This window comes from Granulosicoccus antarcticus IMCC3135 (genome assembly GCF_002215215.1).
GTDB classification, from domain to species: domain Bacteria; phylum Pseudomonadota; class Gammaproteobacteria; order Granulosicoccales; family Granulosicoccaceae; genus Granulosicoccus; species Granulosicoccus antarcticus.
Genome location: NZ_CP018632.1, coordinates 4,987,987 through 5,007,044, shown reverse-complemented (window position 1 = coordinate 5,007,044; position 19,058 = coordinate 4,987,987). Strand labels below are relative to the sequence as shown.

Annotated in this window: 15 protein-coding genes and 1 other RNA gene; 9 read left to right on the top strand and 7 right to left on the bottom strand. The window is 53.3% G+C overall.

Annotated features, from left to right (window positions below):
- Window positions 1-43 precede the first annotated feature (43 nt).
- The 5 genes from pstA to phoB form a co-directional block, all read right to left on the bottom strand.
- Complete coding sequence (gene pstA / locus IMCC3135_RS21795; RefSeq protein WP_088919513.1) at window positions 44-1,324, bottom strand: phosphate ABC transporter permease PstA; 1,281 nt, start codon at window positions 1,322-1,324, stop codon at window positions 44-46.
- Window positions 1,321-2,709, bottom strand: a complete 1,389-nt coding sequence (pstC, locus tag IMCC3135_RS21790) for a phosphate ABC transporter permease subunit PstC (RefSeq protein ID WP_088922007.1) — start codon at window positions 2,707-2,709, stop codon at window positions 1,321-1,323. Before pstC ends, pstA begins: the two co-directional genes overlap by 4 nt.
- A 135-nt stretch (window positions 2,710-2,844) precedes the next feature.
- Window positions 2,845-3,879, bottom strand: a complete 1,035-nt coding sequence (locus tag IMCC3135_RS21785; protein WP_088919512.1) for a substrate-binding domain-containing protein — start codon at window positions 3,877-3,879, stop codon at window positions 2,845-2,847.
- 144 nt (window positions 3,880-4,023) lie between these two features.
- On the bottom strand, window positions 4,024-5,340 hold the full coding sequence (gene phoR / locus IMCC3135_RS21780) for a phosphate regulon sensor histidine kinase PhoR (RefSeq protein WP_088919511.1): 1,317 nt from the start codon (window positions 5,338-5,340) through the stop codon (window positions 4,024-4,026).
- A gap of 107 nt (window positions 5,341-5,447) precedes the next feature.
- Window positions 5,448-6,134, bottom strand: a complete 687-nt coding sequence (phoB, locus tag IMCC3135_RS21775; RefSeq protein WP_088919510.1) for a phosphate regulon transcriptional regulator PhoB — start codon at window positions 6,132-6,134, stop codon at window positions 5,448-5,450.
- A gap of 223 nt (window positions 6,135-6,357) precedes the next feature.
- Here phoB and ffs point away from each other — a divergent pair.
- The 4 genes from ffs to recR all read left to right on the top strand — a co-directional run bounded on the left by ffs (window position 6,358) and on the right by recR (window position 9,399).
- Window positions 6,358-6,454: signal recognition particle sRNA small type (gene ffs, locus IMCC3135_RS21770), an RNA gene on the top strand.
- A 65-nt stretch (window positions 6,455-6,519) separates the two neighbouring features.
- A complete protein-coding gene (gene dnaX, locus IMCC3135_RS21765) occupies window positions 6,520-8,328 on the top strand; it encodes a DNA polymerase III subunit gamma/tau (protein ID WP_088919509.1) in 1,809 nt (602 codons plus the stop codon).
- Between the two features lie 124 nt (window positions 8,329-8,452).
- Window positions 8,453-8,776: a YbaB/EbfC family nucleoid-associated protein gene (locus IMCC3135_RS21760; protein ID WP_205737665.1), complete on the top strand. Its 324-nt coding sequence runs from the start codon at window positions 8,453-8,455 to the stop codon at window positions 8,774-8,776.
- A 23-nt stretch (window positions 8,777-8,799) separates the two neighbouring features.
- A complete protein-coding gene (gene recR / locus IMCC3135_RS21755; RefSeq protein ID WP_088919507.1) occupies window positions 8,800-9,399 on the top strand; it encodes a recombination mediator RecR in 600 nt (199 codons plus the stop codon).
- Between the two features lie 518 nt (window positions 9,400-9,917).
- Here recR and IMCC3135_RS21750 read toward each other — a convergent pair.
- Both IMCC3135_RS21750 and IMCC3135_RS21745 read right to left on the bottom strand, forming a co-directional pair.
- Window positions 9,918-10,643 carry a response regulator transcription factor gene (locus IMCC3135_RS21750; RefSeq protein WP_088919506.1) on the bottom strand — a complete coding sequence of 242 codons (726 nt, stop codon included), beginning with the start codon at window positions 10,641-10,643 and terminating at the stop codon, window positions 9,918-9,920.
- Window positions 10,640-12,649, bottom strand: a complete 2,010-nt coding sequence (locus IMCC3135_RS21745; RefSeq protein ID WP_088919505.1) for a PAS-domain containing protein — start codon at window positions 12,647-12,649, stop codon at window positions 10,640-10,642. The genes IMCC3135_RS21750 and IMCC3135_RS21745 overlap by 4 nt, the downstream gene beginning before the upstream one ends.
- Before the next feature lie 179 nt (window positions 12,650-12,828).
- On the opposite strand from IMCC3135_RS21745, the gene IMCC3135_RS21740 reads away from it, so the two are divergent.
- The 5 genes from IMCC3135_RS21740 (at window position 12,829) to IMCC3135_RS21720 (ending at window position 19,021) form a co-directional block, all read left to right on the top strand.
- A complete protein-coding gene (locus IMCC3135_RS21740) occupies window positions 12,829-13,692 on the top strand; it encodes an ABC transporter ATP-binding protein (RefSeq protein WP_236994631.1) in 864 nt (287 codons plus the stop codon).
- Window positions 13,689-15,629, top strand: a complete 1,941-nt coding sequence (locus IMCC3135_RS21735) for an AMP-binding protein (RefSeq protein WP_088919503.1) — start codon at window positions 13,689-13,691, stop codon at window positions 15,627-15,629. Before IMCC3135_RS21740 ends, IMCC3135_RS21735 begins: the two co-directional genes overlap by 4 nt.
- Complete coding sequence (locus IMCC3135_RS21730; RefSeq protein ID WP_088919502.1) at window positions 15,626-16,519, top strand: branched-chain amino acid ABC transporter permease; 894 nt, start codon at window positions 15,626-15,628, stop codon at window positions 16,517-16,519. The genes IMCC3135_RS21735 and IMCC3135_RS21730 overlap by 4 nt, the downstream gene beginning before the upstream one ends.
- Before the next feature lie 111 nt (window positions 16,520-16,630).
- Window positions 16,631-17,704, top strand: a complete 1,074-nt coding sequence (locus tag IMCC3135_RS21725) for a branched-chain amino acid ABC transporter permease (RefSeq protein WP_088919501.1) — start codon at window positions 16,631-16,633, stop codon at window positions 17,702-17,704.
- A 78-nt stretch (window positions 17,705-17,782) separates the two neighbouring features.
- On the top strand, window positions 17,783-19,021 hold the full coding sequence (locus IMCC3135_RS21720) for an ABC transporter substrate-binding protein (protein WP_088919500.1): 1,239 nt from the start codon (window positions 17,783-17,785) through the stop codon (window positions 19,019-19,021).
- Window positions 19,022-19,058 lie beyond the last annotated feature (37 nt).

The window sequence follows — 19,058 nt, the reverse complement described above, 5'->3', positions numbered from 1 at the left end:
CAAGTATATCGGTTGCAATGGCAGTATTCACGAGTTCAATCTCCTACCAGCGACGTTCGAATTTTTTGCGCAGCATTACAGCCAGCGCATTCATCAGGATGAGAAAGACCAGCAATACCATGATGGCAGCAGAGGTCTTCTCGACAAAAGCTCGTTCAGGACTGTCTGCCCATAAAAATACCTGGACTGGCAAGACGGTGGCTGCATCCGTTACTGACTGCGGAATGTCGACAATGAAGGCGACCATGCCGATCATCAGCAGGGGCGCAGTTTCACCCAGCGCCTGAGCCAGTCCGATGATGGTGCCTGTAAGAATGCCGGGCATGGCCAGCGGCAGCACATGATGGGTGACAACCTGCAACTGTGAGGCGCCAAGACCTCTGCCGGCTTCGCGTATGGACGGAGGCACCGCCTTCAAGGCTGCACGGCTGGATATGATGATGGTGGGCAGTGTCATCAGAGACAGCACGATACCGCCGACCACCGGGGCTGATCGGGGCAAGTGGAAGAAGTTGATGAAAACTGCCAGACCCAGCAATCCGAATACGATGGAGGGCACCGCGGCCAGATTGTTGATATTGACTTCAACGATATCCGTCCAGCGATTCTGCGGGGCAAATTCTTCCAGGTAGATGGCTGCAGCCACAGCAATCGGGAAGGAGAGGCAGAATGTGATCAACAGGGTAAATGCCGAACCCATCAGGGCCGCTCTGATACCCGCCAGCTCCGGCTCGCGAGAGTCGCCGTTAGTGAAGAAGGTGGTATTGAAACGCACCTGCAGATCGCCACTGTCACGCAGGGTCTTGGCCCAGCCAATCTGTTTGTCACTCATGCGAGTGACGATACTGTCCGGGTTTGCAAGGTCTGCATCGGATTTGATCAGGGCGCCGAGCTCATCGTCTGCAGGTACCCACAAGCTCAGCGTATTGCCCAGTAGCTCAGGCTCGGCTGCGACTCGATCATAAAGCTGATATTCGGCACCGGTACTGATCAACTGGTACAAGGACTTCTTGTCGCCGCGGCTACTCACCTCGGGGAAACGCTCCCGTAGCGATTGTTTGACAACACCGGCAAAATTGGCGGATCGCAGCTCTTGCGGTGTTGGGGCATCGGATATTCCCAGTGCCTCTCTGCTCAGTTCGACGTCCAGTTTGACAAAGGTCTGCTTGAAGGCAGGAGCCCCCTTGCTGACAATGCTGAACAGGAGAATGAACAGAAAACCGATACTGGCTGCAATAGCCACAATGCCATACAGGCGGAATCGTTTCTCTGCGGCGTAGCGCTTCTTCAAAGAGGCGCGAACCTTGTTGGTTGTATCGCTCATTCGTATTGCTCCCGGTATTTTCGCACCACATGCAGAGCGATGATATTCAGACAAAGTGTGACGACAAACAGCATGAGTCCCAGGGCAAAGGCTGCCAGGGTCTTGGCACTGTCGAATTCCTGATCACCTGTCAGCAAGGTGACTATCTGTACGGTGACGGTGGTGACCGCTTCGAGTGGGTTTGCGGTGAGGTTGGCGGCCAGTCCTGCAGCCATCACCACGATCATGGTTTCACCGATGGCTCTTGAGACCGCCAGCAGAATTCCGCCGACGATACCCGGTAAGGCTGCCGGTATGACAACTTTTCGGATGGTCTCTGATTTGGTGGCTCCCAGTCCGTAGGAGCCGTCGCGCATGGATTGAGGCACGGCGGTAATCACATCATCAGATAATGATGAAACAAAGGGGATGATCATGATGCCCATGACAGCGCCTGCAGCCAGCGCACTCTCTGAAGAGACACTCAAACCAAGGGTGGCGCCAAAGGATCGCAGGGCCGGTGCAACCGTCAGAGCGGCAAAGAAGCCGTAGACGACGGTCGGTATGCCCGCCAGGATTTCCAGTAGCGGTTTGGCGATATTACGAACCGTTCGCGAGGCGTACTCTGCCAGATAGATCGCTGACATGAGGCCCAGAGGCACAGCCACCATCATGGCAATGAAGGAGATCAGCAGGGTGCCCAGAAACAGAGGCACAGCACCAAAAGAGCCCGAAGAGCCTACCTGGTCAACACGAATGGCCGTTTGTGGACTCCACTTGGTACCGGTAATGAACTCCAGTACTCCGACCTCCTGGAAAAAGCGTATGGACTCGAACAGTACGGAGAGCACTATTCCGAGGGTTGTCAGAATCGCCAGTGAGGCGCAGCTGACCAGAAAGGCGTGAACGATTTTTTCCACGATCTGCCGGGCACGGGTGTCAGGCTTGATCTTTCGTGCCGCCAGGGAAGCGCCGGCAATGGCGGCAGTCAGTGCCAGCACCATCAATGCGAGTGAACTGGTGTTGTGCAGGTTTTCCAGTCGCTGAGCGGCAACCTGTTTGATGGGGTCGCTAATGTCCGCTATCGCATGATTATCGACCAGGTTGCCGATATCGTTCTTGTACAGCTCTATCGCCTTGGAACCGGCATCGATTACCGTTTGCGGAATCGAATCCTGCAACAGACTGCTGACAATGGTGGGTTCGAAAAGCTTCCAGCCGATAATGATGGCCAGAGCAGGCAGTGCACACCACATGGCGACCATCATGCCGTAGTGGGTGGGCAGCGAGTGCAGGGCACGTACGCCACCATTTTTACGCGCTACCGAGAAGGCGTGACTTCTCCCGTATATATAGGAGGCGATAGCCAGACCTATGGTGATCAGGAAAAGAGTCGTTGCTGGCATGTGGAGAGTGCTGCTCGTATCTGTGGAATCAAACTGTCGTGAAAACGAAAAAGTCTCGCCAGCCATGGCGAGACTTTTTTGACTTCTGTCGGGTCACAAAGACCCCAGGCTAGTCGATAGCCTTGTTTCGTCCTATCAGTTCAGAACCAGTTTCTGCAGTGACTTGACAGACGCACCGACTTCGGCGCGTTGCTCGTCACCCAATGGAATCATGCCCTTGTCTGCCAGGTAGCCGTCTTCGCCCCAAGCCTGTTCGCTGGTGAATTCTGCCAGGTACTCTTCAATACCCGGGACAGTACCGATGTGCTGTGCCTTGACATAGAAGTATAACGGACGGGAGATGCCGTAATCGCCACTGGCGATAGAATCGAAGTCTGCAATATGGCCATCGATGATTGAGCTCTGCACCTTGTCAGAGTTCTGCTCAAGGAAGCTGAAGCCGAAAATGCCCAGTGCATCGGGGTTGGCTTCCAGTTTTTGTACGATCAGGTTGTCGTTCTCACCGGCTTCGATATAAGCGCCGTCTTCACGCATGGTGTGACAAGTTGCCTGGAACTCATCTTTTTCCATGTTCTCGATGAATTCGAATTGTCCGCAACCGCCTTCCATTGCCAGTTCGGCGAATGCGTCACGTGTGCCGGAAGTCGGGGGAGGGCCGAGAACTTCGATGTCGATGGCAGGCAGAGCCGGGTTGATGTCAGCCCATTGCTTGTAGGGGTTTTCAACCAGTGACTCGGAGCCATCAGGATTGGGGACCATCTTGGCCAGTGCCAGATAGAGTTCCTTGGCACCCATGTCCAGCTGCTGAGCATTAATGGAATTGGCAACGGCGATACCGTCATAACCGATCAGGACTTCAACGACATCGGTGACACCGTTCTTCTGGCACATCTCATATTCGCTGGTCTTCATGCGGCGTGAAGAGTTGGTGATGTCCGGTGTTTCAACGCCGATGCCTGAACAGAAAAGTTTCAGACCGCCACCGGAACCGGTGGATTCGATTTTTGGCGTATTGAAGTCTGTTGTCTTGCCGAATCGCTCTGCAACGACAGTGGCAAATGGATAGACCGTCGATGAACCGACAACGCTGATGCCGTCACGAGCGACGGCGTTGCCTGCGAAGGCTGTTGCCAAAACTGCTGAACCGACCAGTAATGCTGTCTTTTTCATGGAAGTTTCTCTTTGCTCGAAGTGATTGTTTGTCGTTGGGCGCAGTATCGGAGCCCAATGTGACACCACTGTTACACAGCAGATGTAGTAGGTCGTATTTGTGAAATCGTTAACACAAACTTCACAAAGTCGAGCGATGGCAGGCTATTGATTGGCAGCCAGTTGCAGGGGCAGCACACGAGCAGGCGGGAAAGTGATGGTAAAGACAGAGCCACTTCCCGGGGTGCTGTTGATGGATAGCAGTCCGCCATGACGTTGCGCGGCGTGCTTGACAATGGCCAGGCCCAGGCCGGTGCCACCATCGTCTCTAGAGCGTCCTGCATCAACTCGATAGAAGCGTTCACTGAGACGTGATAAATGGCGTGCTTCGATGCCGTGTCCGTTATCGGCAACTGAGTAGACAGCCTCGCCATCGGCTGATTGCTGCCAACTGACACGAATGGTCGATCCCGGATCGGTATACCGGACGGCATTGGTCAGCAGGTTGTGACAGGCGCTGTAGATTTCACGTTCAGAGCCAACCAGGGCTAGAGTGGAGTCCAGCTCGAGGATGAATTCGTGGGATTCTGTCGACTCCCCCAGTGTGTGCACCATCGTCTGGATCATGGCGCCCATGTTCAACGTGTCTCCTTCATTCTCCGCCAGTGGATTACCTTCCATTTTTGACAGCTGCAGCAGATCCTCGACAATGCCGCGCATCCGGTCGGACTGGGCGGTGACCTGATCCAGCCCCTGTTTCATCTGCTCATCGAGAGATTCATTCTCCCGTAACATTTCCAGATAACCGCGAATGACCGTCAAGGGGGTTCGCAACTCATGAGACACATCGCCGACGAAAGCCTTGCGCATTTCCCGAACCTGGACACGCTGGGTGATATCGGCGGCAATCAGAACTGTCATATGCTTGCCAGTCGGAACCTTGCGAATAGCCATGATCCGGTCCCCGATACTGGAACTGGGAATCTCCAGCTCCTCTTCATCCGAGTTGTTGTGCAAAAATTCGCGAAATTTGGGCAGTCTGACCAGGTTGTCGATGCGCTGACCCCGATCCTTTTCCGGATCGATATTGAGCAGGCGCTGTGCTGCTGAGTTGGACCAGCGAATTTCGAAGTCCCGATCCAGCACCACGGTGGCATCGGGAAGGTCGGCTGCCAGTGAATTGAACTGGGCCAGCATGCCGCGATAGCGGTTGCGCTGCTTGCGACTGTATTTTTTCTCGCGATGGATGAGCTGTATCATCTCGTCGGTCAGCCCGGTTGTCTGGGGCGCGTTGGCAGGTTTGGCGCCAGAGTCCAGCCAGCGCACCATGTTATCCATTCTACGCAGTAGCCAGAACACATAGCCGGTCAGGTAGATCAGAGCGCAAATGGCCGGAAAACCCAGTACGAAGCCTGCCAGTGCTACCCCCAGCAGGCCAGTCAGGAATCGGGATATCTCGCCCTTCAGGCAGTTTGAAAGCATTTACAGCGGCCTGATGAAAACGATAAATTGCAATAATACCGGCTTCATGGGTATTGATGGGAACGAAGGGCAGCCGGTGACGTAGGTGGATTTATCATTCTGGACGATCACAGATGTGTGAATCGATAGCCTGCGCCGCGCACCGTGTCCAGCATGGAGTCTGCCGCATGGGGCTTCAGGCTCTTGCGCAAACGCAGGATATGGACATCAACAGTACGTTCTTCTATAAAGGTGCCAGGGCCCCAGACATGATCCAGTAACTGCGTGCGACTGTAGACCCGGTCCGGGTTTTTCATCAGAAAAGACAACAGCTTGAATTCGGTATGACCCAGGGCGACTTCCTCGCCGTTGGCGGTCAATCGATGCGCCGCAACGTCCAGACTCAACGGGCCGTGCACCAGGGCGGTGTCGCCCGTGAAGTCATGGCTGCGGCGCAGCAGCGCCTTGATGCGTGAATGTAACTCTCGCGGCGAGAAGGGCTTTGTCACATAGTCATCTGCGCCGGCATCCAGTCCTGCCGTGATGTCATGCTCTTCGGTGCGTGCGGTTAACATGATGACAGGCAGATTGCTGTGGAGCTGATCCTTGCGCAGGCTCCTGACAAATTCAAGGCCGCTGCCACCTGGCAACATCCAGTCGACAATGGCCAGGTCCATGTTCTGAGCTGCCATGAGCTGGCGCGCCTCGGATACGCTGCCTGAGCTGTGAACCTCATGGCCATGCCGCTCCAATGCAAATCGAAGCATGTCACGAATGGCGGCCTCGTCTTCAACAATCAGAATGTGAGCAGGCATGTCAGGGTTTTTCGTCGGAAGTGTCGAATTCATGAAATGGTAACGCGCTATCTGGTTTTGCACGAGTGTGTGGACTCTTTATGACAAGACGGTGAATCTGGCTGATATCGGATCGTCATATTGGCTTCTTGAACACTGAGGTTGCACAGATAACAATAAACAATCACCCGAGGGTTGCACCAAGAGCTCTAAAGCCCCAGAATGGTCGGGTAATGGTGTTCCGTATCGGCACTCTCGCGACGATAAACTGTTAACCCCGTCAGGCCCGGAAGGGAGCAGCGGCAGCAGTGGATTCGGGCGCCGGGATGCGGCTGGTACGGGATACCGCCTTATGCTGACTTCATAAGCCCACCCCCAAGAACCACTTCCTCAAACAGCTACATCGATGAGCTACAAAGTTCTTGCGCGCAAATGGCGGCCGCAACACTTTCGCGACATGCTAGGCCAAGAGCCTGTGTTGCGTGCGCTTGTGAATGCGCTGGATACCAACCGCTTGCACCATGCTTATATGTTCACGGGCATGCGCGGCGTTGGCAAGACAACCATTGCACGTATCTTCGCCAAGTGTCTCAACTGCGAGACCAATGGCGTCAGTTCAAACCCCTGTGGGGAATGCAGCGCTTGTCGGGATATCGAGGCGGGGCGTTTTTTTGATCTGATCGAGGTTGATGCCGCCTCCCGGACCAAGGTCGAGGAAACTCGCGAACTACTGGAGAACGTGCCCTACGCACCTGCCAGTGGACGCTACAAGGTGTACCTGATCGATGAGGTGCACATGTTTTCCAACCACAGTTTCAACGCCTTGTTGAAAACTCTGGAAGAGCCGCCGGAGCATGTGAAGTTCCTGCTGGCCACCACAGACCCTCAGAAAGTCCCTGTCACCGTGCTCTCGCGCTGCCTGCAGTTCAATCTGAAACGCATGGCGCCGGGTAATCTGGCAGATTATCTGTCAAAAATTCTGGATGAAGAATCCATTGAGCATGAGCGCCCGGCGCTTGATCTTATTGCCCGTGCCTCGGAAGGCAGCGTACGTGATTCGCTGAGTCTGGTAGAGCAGGCAGCAGCTTTTGGCGAGGGTGCTGTTCGCGAATCGGACGTCGAGACCATGTTGGGTCGTGCGTCGGTGGATCGATTACTGGGTCTGGTCGAATCACTGGGGCGGGGTGATGTTGCGCAATTGTTCGAGCGTGTCGAACAGTTGGCTGAATATGCTCCGGACTTCTCCGAATTGATGGGAGAGATTCTGAGTCTGCTGCATCGCATAGCGTTGCTCCAGATGGTGCCCGGTAGCGTCTCTGAAGATACCGCCGGTTTTGAACGCCTGACGCAGCTTGCCACTGAGCTGGCTGATGACGAAATTCAGTTGTACTACCAGATTGGTACCCATGCGCGTCGTGACATGCCCTTTGCTCCGGATCCGCGTGAAGCATTTGATATGGCCCTGCTGCGGATGAACACCTTCCGGCCACAGGGTGAGCCTGGCCAGCCCAGCGCACCTGGTTCTGTACCCGCACTCGCACCTGTAGCCGCGCCTGTAGCACCTGCATCGACAGCGGCCCGAGGCTCGGTGTCCGCAGGCGCAGCACTGCGCGATGCCGCTCTGGCAGCAGCGCGGGGAGAGACGGTGCCAACAAAACCGACTCCCGCAGCTGTGGAGCCTGCAGTACGAGCCCCTGCGGCACAAACTCCGCCAGCGCAAACCGCACGACCTCCCGCAGCGCCGATGCCAGCAGCGCAAGCTCCGGCTGCACCTACACCAACAGCACGCGCTCCAGCGTCTTCAGCCAGCGTGGATCGGAGTAATATCAAAATAGGGGATTGGCGCAGTATTGTTGCGGAGCTGGATATTTCCGGTATGCCCAAACAATTGGCCAGTAACTGCGAGCTTGTGTCCGTAGCGGGCGATGCTTTCAATCTGCGGCTTGAGTCGACGTCCGAGCATTTGCATACTCCCCGGTTTTCCGAACGAGTGCAGACCGCACTGAGCGAATGGCTCGGCAGGCCTGCGAAATTACAGATATCGCTGGTTGATGATCAGTTGAGCACCCCGTCTCGTATTGATGAGCAGGTGCGGGCGGACCAGATGAGCGCCGCACGGGACTCGATTGGCCAGGATCCGGTTGTTCGTCAGCTCATTGATCGTGTCGACGCTGCAGTCGATGAGGCCAGCATCGCACCTCTGGGCGAGGACTAGCCAGTCCCTCCTTGGGCAGGTTTGTAGGGTCTGGAGTAAATGACAGGCCTTGACTGTGTGTGCAAGGTCTTTGCAGCATACTTGGCAACTATTGATTCATAGATATATATAGAGGGCAGTGAATATGAAAGGCGGTATAGGCAACCTGATGAAACAAGCGCAGAAGATGCAAGAAGACATGCAGCGTGCGCAGGAAGAGATCGCCAATATGGAGATCGAAGGTCAGAGCGGTGGCGGTCTGGTCAAGGTCACCATGAATGGTCAGCATGAGCTGCGAAAGGTCTCAATTGACGACTCTTTGATTGGTGATGACAAGGATATGCTGGAAGATCTGGTGGCAGCTGCCGTTAACGATGCTTCACAGCGCCTTGCAGTCGCCTCTAAAGACAAGCTGAGTGGTCTGACAAACGGTATGGAATTGCCGCCGGGCATGAAGCTGCCATTCTAAGTAAACAGGCGGAGCAATAGCACGTGTCGAGTAGTGGCTTGCTGGAGGACCTGGTAGAAGCATTGCGATGTCTGCCGGGAGTAGGACCGAAATCAGCTCAGCGAATGGCGCTGCACTTGCTGCAACGTGATCGTGATGCCGCCCGGCGACTGGGATCCACATTGGTTGACGCGATGGATCGTGTTCATCACTGTGAGCAGTGCCGGATATTCACTGAAAACACATTGTGTCGATGGTGTTCTGATCCGGCCAGAGTCAGCTCACAGCTGTGCATCGTGGAAAGCCCTGCCGATGTGCTCGCTATTGATCGTGCGACCGATTTCAGAGGAAAGTTTTTCCTGCTGCTCGGACACTTATCGCCCCTGGATGGTATCGGCCCCAAGGATCTGGGGCTGGACCTGCTGGAGTCTCGGTTGGAGACCGGTGGTGTTGATGAGATTACTCTGGCAACCAATCCCACTGTAGAAGGGCAGGCGACGGCACGCTACATCGGGGATATTGCCGCTCGGCATGGGGTAACCGTCATGCAGATTGCGCGCGGTGTACCGGTGGGCAGTGAGCTGGAGTTCGCAGATGGCGGTACCTTGGCTGTTGCCTTCTCGCATCGCACCAGACTGAGCTGAGCAGACGGTACCTCCATGGCCCGGGCTATGTAAGGACCTTGATTCACTTGTCTATCAGATTTGGGCCGATAAAGTGATAAAACCTGTCGAAATTGGAGTTTTATTTCCGATTTTTTGGCTTCTGAGGGTTCAGTTCCCCTCTCTATGGGTTATCCACAAAATCTGTGGATAAGTATGTGGATGAACCCGTTGAAACAGGCTGAAACCGTTGTCGTGTAACGGTATTGTCAAATTGCACATAATTTGAACAATTACAGAAAACTCAATGAAAACAAGTAGATATAAAAAGTCACGAATGCGTTAGAGCTTCGTGCCTTCAATTCTCAGGTGATTTGCCCCATAATGGCGCGCTTGTGCATAAGCTCAACAATTTTCCCGTCCGTCAAGCATCAGGATGACTAATTTTGAGTGAATTTCGAAATATAATTGAACTATCAGGTTAGTTACTCCGATTTATCCTTGTAGCTGAACTACAGAGCTGTTATAGAAGTGCTACGCAAGGTGGATAGTCTTAATGTTCAGCTCTGCACCCAAGTCACCACGGCTGCAAATAGATAGCCTTCGCCGTAAACCGTCTTGATGATTTTGGGATTCTGACGGTCCTCTCCCAATTTGTTGCGCAGCCGTGAAATACGGACATCAATGGAGCGATCGAAGTTGCTGTCCACGTCCAGCTGCAGATGCTCGAGAATCTGTGAGCGAGATAACAATTGATGCGGTCTGTTCAGAAATACGCGTAAAATTTCCACCTCTGAGCGATTCAGACTGATTTCATTGTTCTGCTCATCGATGAGTCGGAAGGAATTGAAATCAATGGTCCATTGCTGGAACCGGGCGAGAGACTGATGTGGTGCTGTGACCTGGCGTCCTTCGTTACCGGCTCTACGCAGCACGGTACGAACCCTGGCCACCAGTTCGGCAGATTCAAAAGGTTTGGCTATATAGTCATCAGCCCCCAGCTCCAGGCCGATCAACTTGTCGGTCAAGGCTCGCTTGCCGGATATGATGATGTTCGGGATATTGTGAGTATTGGATAGTAGCCTGACAAGGTCGAGTCCATTTTCATCAGGTAGTCCCAGATCAATCAGGCACAGTGTGGGTCTGTCTGTCTTCAGCGTTTCATGGAAGCTGGCGGCTGTTGCAAATCGACGCACCTGATAGCCAGCTTCTGCAAGTACGCTGACGATGATGTCGGCGATATCATCATCATCCTCGATGACAGCAATTGAGGTAGTGGGATTCATTGCGGATTCGCGCTGGTGGACAGCAACTGGACGAGCTGTCGAGAAAAGGTTTTTTTGTCGAAAGGTTTTCTGAGAACAGGAAACTCGGCATTGGCGAATTGAAAAAGAGAGTTGTCAACGGCGAGGCCGCTGACCAGAAGCACCTTCAGGGCAGGCCGTGTACTTGTCGCCTGGCGTGCCAGATCAAGTCCGTTGTCATCGCCAGGCATGATGATATCGGATATCAGCGCATCAATCCCGTCTACTCGGCTCAATAGAAGGCCAGCCTCTTCGGCACTATCGGCCTCGATAACCGATAGCCCCAGTTCGGTGGCATGGTCACGCATCAGGGCGCGCAGCTCGGCATCATCATCCACAATCAATACTCGCTGGTGATGTAGTGCATCGGCTGTCTCCTGAGAGCGAACAAGGCCGGGTTCAAGTGGCGAGAGAGGAATGTTGATTGTGACGGTTGCACCTGCGTCAGCATTATTGGACAACAATAGCTTGCCGCTACATTCTTCGAGAAAACCGTGAACCATGGCCAAACCCAATCCACTGCCTTTACCTTGAGGTTTGGTTGTAAAGAATGGTTCGATGGCAGAACTCAGTGCCTCTGCGGTGAAGCCTGCGCCAGAATCTGTGACCGATACTTGCAGGCAGTGGGAGGTGGCACTGTCAATAATGGAGGCGGTGATACCCAGGCGGCCTTCGATGGAGCAGCTCTCGATAGCATCGCGTGCGTTGAACAATATATTGAGAATGGCATCTTGCAAGGCACCGCCATCAACCATGGCGATGATGTCCTTGTCTGGAATTTGCAGATCAACAACAATCGATTCGCTCATCGATGCACTGAACAGCGTTGCCAGGTCGCTCATGATCTTGCTGACATTGGTTTCACGAACATCCAGATGTTGCCGATAGAGCAAGGCCATCAGATTGTCGATGATGCGTGTGCCACGACGAGCCGCTGATTCGGTGGAACTGACAAGGCGACTGTTCTCGTCATTGGACAGATCGGCCAGACGACCGAGATTACCCAGAATGACGGTCAGAATATTGGAAAAATCATGCGCCAGACCACTGGTCAGTTGGGCGGTTGTTTCCATGCGTTTGGCTTGTAGTTGCAGCTCGGTGGCCGCTTTTTCGGCAGAGACATTCAGCGACAGCACAAAAGCGCCCAGAGTGAGGCCTTCCTCATCAATCTCGGGAGAGAAAATGGTGCGTAGGAATTGTGTGTTGCCCTCATCATCAATCATCTCGTATTCAACATCGGTGCGCTGACCGCCGAATGCTTCATCAAGCTTGGGTCGTAGTTTGGTGAATACCTGTGCGGGGAAAATGCTCTCCATCGTACGACCCGTCACGCCGGGTCGCTTGATCTTCATCGTATCGCTGAAGCGGTTATTGGAAAACCGATAGATATAGCGGGTATCGATATAGGCGATATGAGCTGGAATTGCGCTGGTGATCGAGCGCATGCGATCCTCGGAGGCCTGCAAGGCAGACTTGGTTTCCTGTAGCGCACGGTTGGCTGAGGTCAGACTGCGATTGGTGGCAGAAAGAAGCTCGGTTCTGACCAGTAGCTTGTCGGACAGTTCGGCATCGCGAGACTTGAGCATCTGCTCGTTTTGCCAGGTCTCAGTGATATCCGAGTAGATGGTAATCCAGCCCTTGTCGCTGAGTGGGTGGCCTTCGACCGAGATGCGACGTCCATTGGGCCGAGTACGCTCGAAATAGTGTGGCTCGAAAAGTCTGGCCCGTTCGAGCCGCTCACTTGCCAGGGTGGCTGGATCGCCAGGGCCGAATTCGCCACGTCTGGCCAGGTACATATTGATATCTGCAAAGGTGCTACCGGCGAGTACCAGATTTTCCGGCAGCTCGAACATCTCTATGAATCGGCGATTGCAGGTTATCAGGCGCATCTCGGTGTTGAAGATGGACAGCGCCTGATTGATCAGGTTCAGACCCTGATCGACAAAGCTTCGATCATCAATGATGTCGTCGTAAGCAGGACTGTCCACTGAATTGAGTCTCTCCCTGGTCGACTGCTTGCACAGGCATGACGAGCATTGAATACATACGTCATTGCATGCGCGTGCTCTGGTGATCCGAAAAATCGGCCTTGTTCGAGTATACAAAGAGTTGCTTTGCAACAATTCGAAATAAGTTTGAAATTCTCCGGAAATGATTGCTTGCTAGTTTGAGCTCAAGGTTCTTCGGCCAAGGCTGTAGAGCATTTGGTCTGCGGGCAGACTTTGACTGGGTGGGGCTAACGATGTTGCTGGAAGTGGAGAATGTGTCACTGAGTTTCAAGGGCGTACGCGCTCTGGATGAGGTGACGTTTTCCGTCGAAGAGGCGGAGCTGTATTCGATCATCGGTCCCAACGGGGCCGGCAAGACATCGATGCTCAATTGCATCTCCGGTCGTTATACACCGGACCAGGGATCGATACGTTTTGCAGGTACCGAGATCACCGGTATGAAGCCTAATGCGCGTCCTGATCTGGGCATTGGCAGAACGTTTCAGAATCTGGCGCTGTTTGATCACATGAGTGTGCTGGATAACATTCTGGTGGGTCGACATCATCTGTTGAAAAACAATTTTCTGACAGGCATGGCCTATTGGTTTGGTGCGCAAAAGGAGGAGCTTGAGCATCGCCGTTATGTAGAGGAGATCATCGATTTTCTCGAAATCCAACCTATTCGCAACGCCATCGCAGGCACCTTGTCCTACGGGCTCAGAAAGCGCGTTGAGCTGGCCAGAGCCATCGCTCTGAAGCCGAAGCTGGTTCTGCTGGATGAGCCAATGGCCGGTATGAACATGGAAGAAAAAGAGGACATGGCCAGATACGTTGTCGATCTCAACGAAGAAATGGGCATGACCGTGATCATGATTGAACATGATATGGGCGTGGTCATGGATATCTCCAGTCGAGTAATGGTGCTGGATTTTGGTGCCAAGGTGGTGGACGGTCTGCCCGATACTGTGATGGAGAACGAGCACGTCAAGCGGGCTTATCTGGGCGCTGAATGGCTCGATGATGAGGAGACTCTGGCGTCATGAATCAGCTCAGTAGCAAAGAGAATCCGGTGCTGGATACCTTCCCCAAATTACTGGCAGCCAATGCGGCCCGTTTTCCTGATGAGACGGCACTGCGAGAAAAGCAGTATGGCATCTGGAAAAGCCAGAGCTGGTCGCAGTACAACAGCAATGTTCGCAGCATTGCACAAGGTCTGCAGGTTCTGGGTATCAAGCCCGGTGAAATCGTGGGAATCATCGGTGACAATCGACCCGATTGGGTAGCAGCCGAGATTGCCGTACACGCCTGCCAGGGGGTGAGCCTGGGCTTGTATCGGGATCTGATGGAGCAGGAGTTGGCGTATCTGGTCAACTATGCAGAAACCAGAATCGTCTTTGTCGAAGATGAAGAGCAGGTGGACAAGTTCCTTAACCTGGAGGAAGAGTGCAGTTGTGTTGAACACATCATCTACGAAGACCCGCGCGGTGTTCGTAAATACGATGATCCACGACTAATCTCGCTGGAGAGTCTGCGTGAACAAGGTGAGGCGCAACATAAGCAAGAGCCAGCCTCCTATGAATCTCTGGTTAGCGCGGGTAATGGGGAGACGCTGGCCATTTTATGTACCACATCGGGTACCACCTCTCACCCCAAGCTGGTCATGCTCAATGCTCGCAGTGTCATTGAGCACTGCAATGATTATCTGCGTGTGGATCCCAAGGATGAGACGGATGAGTATGTGTCCACACTGCCATTGCCCTGGATCATGGAGCAGGTGTATGCGGTAGGTATGTCATTGATCTCAAGAATGACCGTAAATTTCGTTGAAGAAAGCGCAACCATGTTGTCAGATCTGCGTGAGATAGGACCCACCTTTGTATTATTCCCACCCAGGCTCTGGGAGGAGCTTGTCGCCACGGTGCGCGCCAGAATGATGGATGCCAGCTGGGTCAAACGTACGTTGCATGATCATTTTCTGAGCAAGGGTTTGAGCGGGTTTGATAGCAACCAGCCATCAGCATTGGCTGAGTGGGGCTTGTTCAAGGCACTCAAGGATCGACTCGGTTTGACGAATGTACGCTCGGCAGCAACCGGCGGTGCCGCTCTGGGGCCTGATACCTTCAAGTTCTTTCTGGCGATGGGAGTGCCACTGCGACAGTTATATGGCCAGACCGAATTATTGGGTGCGTACACCATACACAGCCGTGATGATGTGGACTTTGATACGGTGGGTGTGCCATTTTGCGATGCAATCAAGGTGCGCATCGAGCAGCCTGATGCAAAAGGCATTGGTGAAATAGTCACACGTCATGACAATATGTTCTTGGGCTACTACAAGGATGAGGTTGCCAGCCAGGAGGATATGCGCGAAGGCTGGATGCACACAGGGGATGCTGGTTATTACAACTCAGCAGGACATCTGGTTGTCATTGATCGCATATCGGATCTGGCAACGATGAACAGCGGCTTGCGTTATTCACCGCAGTTCATTGAGAACAAGCTCAAATTCTGCCCCTATATCGGTGAGGCGGTAGTGCTGGGTGCTGATCGTGACTATCTGACTGCCATGATCTGCATCCGCTACCCAATTCTGTCCAAGTGGGCGGAGAAACAACGAATCTCGTTTACCACCTATACAGATCTGTCATCGCGCCCTGAGGCCTATGAGCTGATATCTGAGGAGATCAAGCGTATCAACGAGACCTTACCCGAGGCCCAGCGCCTGCGACGATTTGTCCTGTTGTACAAGGAGCTGGACGCTGATGATGGTGAGCTGACGCGCACGCGCAAAGTGCGGCGAAAGGTGGTCAACCAGAAGTATGAAGACATCATCGATGCCATCTATACCGATAGACAGGCTATTGAGGTGGATACGATGATCACGTTCCAGGACGGTACACAGCAGAGAATACAAACCTCGATCGTGGTGCACGTCCTTGATGATAACAAGCTTGCTGATGCCCGGGAGGCGCTGTCATGAATACTTCATTGCTGCTTCAGTTACTGGCCAACGGTGTCATTGTAGGCATGCTGTATGGCGTGGTCGCCATGTGTTTTGTGCTGATCTATAAATCGACTCAGGTGGTCAACTTTGCGCAGGGAGAATTTCTGGTGCTGGGGGCCTGGGTCTGCCTGGCGCTGGTAACCAACATGGGTCTGCCTTTCTGGCTGGCCTTTCTATTCACCATGGTGTTCATGATGATCTTCGGTATCGTCATTCAGATGGTGGTGCTGCGACCACTGATCGGTGAGCCGATCATCTCGATCATCATGGTCACCATCGGGTTGTCTATATTCATGCAAGCGGGCATGAACTGGATATTTGGCAATAATGCCGCCTCGTTTCCGAAGATTTTTGAAACCGAGGTGGTCAGTATCGGCAATTTCAACGTGGAGATGGCGTATCTGCTGAGCCTGGTTCTGTCGATGGTCATCATGCTGATCTTCTATCTGTTCTTCAAATATTCACGTCACGGTCTGGCCATGCGTGCCACCGCCTCGGATCAACAAGCGGCGCAGAGTCTGGGGGTTTCCGTCAAGCAAGTGTTTGCCATGTCATGGGCCATCTCAGCGGTCGTGTCCGGTATCGCAGGCATCATTATTGGCATCGTCAATTCTGTCTCCAACTCCTTGGCCTTTATCGGTATCAAGGTGTTTCCCGCCGTTATCGTGGGTGGACTGGATTCCATCGTTGGGGCGGTGATAGGCGGCATCCTGATTGGCGTGCTGGAGAATCTGGCCGAATACGTCGACGGGCAGTATTTGCATATAGGTAATCTGTATACGGTCGCCCCGTTTTATGTGCTGATCATCATTCTCATGATCAAACCCTATGGCCTGTTTGGCACCCGTGATATCGAGCGTATCTGATGAACAGTGAACAGCCTGTTCAGGCGATCTATCTCAAAGCTCCTGGTTTTTCTCGGGGGTCGGACCACGACACGAGCAACACGACAATCGTAACGTTGAGGCAGTGCTGACATGAGTACATCATCATTGAGACCCTGCGGTGATTTCAGAACCACCTACAAGCAGGATCAGTATCTGTTTCTGACTCGTTGGATTGGTTGGGCCGCCGCACTTGGTTTGCTGGTTCTGCTGGCAGCGCCGTTATTGCTGGATGCCTATCTGATCAGTCTGATGATTCTGATCGGTATCTACGGCATTGCTGCACTGGGTCTGAATATCGTGGTGGGCATGACAGGACAGATCAGTCTGGGACATGCCGCTTTTTTTGGTTTTGGTGCGTTCGCCTCTGCCTGGATCAATGGGACAACGGGCATACCGGTTTTTCTAAGCATCCCTCTGGCAGGTGTTCTAACCACCGCTGTGGGCATGCTCTTCGGTTTGCCGGCTGCACGTATCAAGGGCTTGTATCTGGCCATGGCAACCCTGGCTGCACAATTCATTCTTGAAGATTTCTTTGCCCGCGCCAGCTGGTTTACCGGAGGCTCCTCAGGGTCTTTGGCTGAAACGGTCAACCTGTTTGGCTTTCTGCTGGATACGGATGAGCGCTACTACTATCTGGTGCTGTTCTGGGTGATTGTGTCGTATATTGCCGTTGCCAATCTGAAGCGCACCCGTGACGGGCGTGCCTTGATCGCTGTACGTGATCACTATCTGTCCGCCGAGATCATGGGCATCAATCTGACTCGGTATCGGGTTATGGCTTTTGGCATCTCATCGTTCTTTGCCGGGCTGGGAGGTGCGCTGTTTGGACATTATCTGGGATTTGTCTCGGCAGAAGGGTTCACCATTCTGTTATCCATTCAGTTTCTGGCCATGATCATTATCGGTGGCCTGGGTTCTGTGCCCGGCACCTTGCTGGGGACCGCCTTTATCGTGCTGCTACCGCAAGTGATGCAGAGCCTTACCTCAGGGCTGATTGGCACATTCCCCGGTGCCTTGTCAGGGCTGGCATCGGGCCAGGCCTACATCAAAGAGATGTCGATTGGGGCAGCCATCATTCTGTTTTTGATTTTCGAGCCAGATGGTCTGGCGCATCGTGTCGGTCAGATACGCAAATCCATCAAGCTCTACCCGTTCAGTTACTGACAATCTCTGCACGGAAACTCGGCATCACCACCTGAATGCCATCTGTTGTTCAGCTACACCTACTTGGAGAGAAAGAGAATGGGAAACAAGCATATAGGTCGATTGGCCGGCCTGTCGATTCTGGTTGCCAGTGCCTCGATGGTACAAGCCCAGGATAGCGTCTTCGTTGGTAATCTGATCGATTACACCGGGCCTACAGCGTTTGTCGGTAAAAACTACGGACCGGGTATCAAGGATGCCGTGGACTGGATCAATGCCAATGGTGGAATCTCAGGCACGCAGATAGAAATGGAACAGGTGGATTATGCCTACAAGGTGCCAGAAGCCATTGCTACCTACAAACGCTGGAAGTCACGCAAGAAGATGGTTGCACTTCAAGGCTGGGGTACTGGCGATACTGAAGCACTGATTTCGTTTGTTGCCAAAGATAAAATTCCGGTGTGGTCAGCGTCCTATTCGGGGCATTTGACCGATCCAACGGGATTGAACAGCAAGACTGAAAAGCCTGCACCGTATAATTTTTTCTATGGACCCAGCTATTCCGACGCCTGTAGGGCAATGGTGCAATGGGCGGCAGATGATGCCAAGGCAGGCGGTGTTGAATCACCCAGGTTTGTCTATCTAGGGGATAACCATCCGTATCCGAATGCACCCAAAGAGGCGTGTTCGGAGTACGCCGCTGAGCTGGGTATGGATGTGCTCAACCCGATTGTTGTGCCCATGAAGCCCGGTGATTTCAAGGCACAGTGTCTGACCATCAAGGACTCGGGAGCCAACTACGCCTATATCGGTAACCTGGGTGGCTCTGTTGTTTCGTTGCTCAAATCATGCCGCACGGTAGGTACTGAAGTGAAATACATGGCCAACATCTGGGGTGGAGATTACAGAACCATTGAAGCGGCCGAGGCGGTGGATTATGTCTTTCCTTCCGCATCACCTTTCTGGGAATCGGATGCACCGGGTATGGACCGTGTTCGTGAGATCCATGCTCAAGGTAGCTTCGACAAGTCAGAGAAACCGACTCACCATTACATTCGCGCTGTGTGCAGTGTGTTTTACATGAAAGAGGCAATGGAATGGGCCAAGCAAAACGGTGGAATGACGGGTGAAAATATCAAGCAGGGCATGTACGCCAAAAAGGACTGGGTACCTGATGGTCTGGAAGGTGTCTGCTTGCCATCCAGCTGGAGCGAGACAGATCATCGAGGCACCACGACGGTGTCGATCAATACCGGAACAGCGGTAGATGGCAAGGCTGTTATCAAGAAAATTGCCGATGTGAGTTTGCCGCAACGTGATGACTGGATCGGGTATTAAGCCGAGCAGGTATTAGCGTTGTTCTAATCCGTGGGCA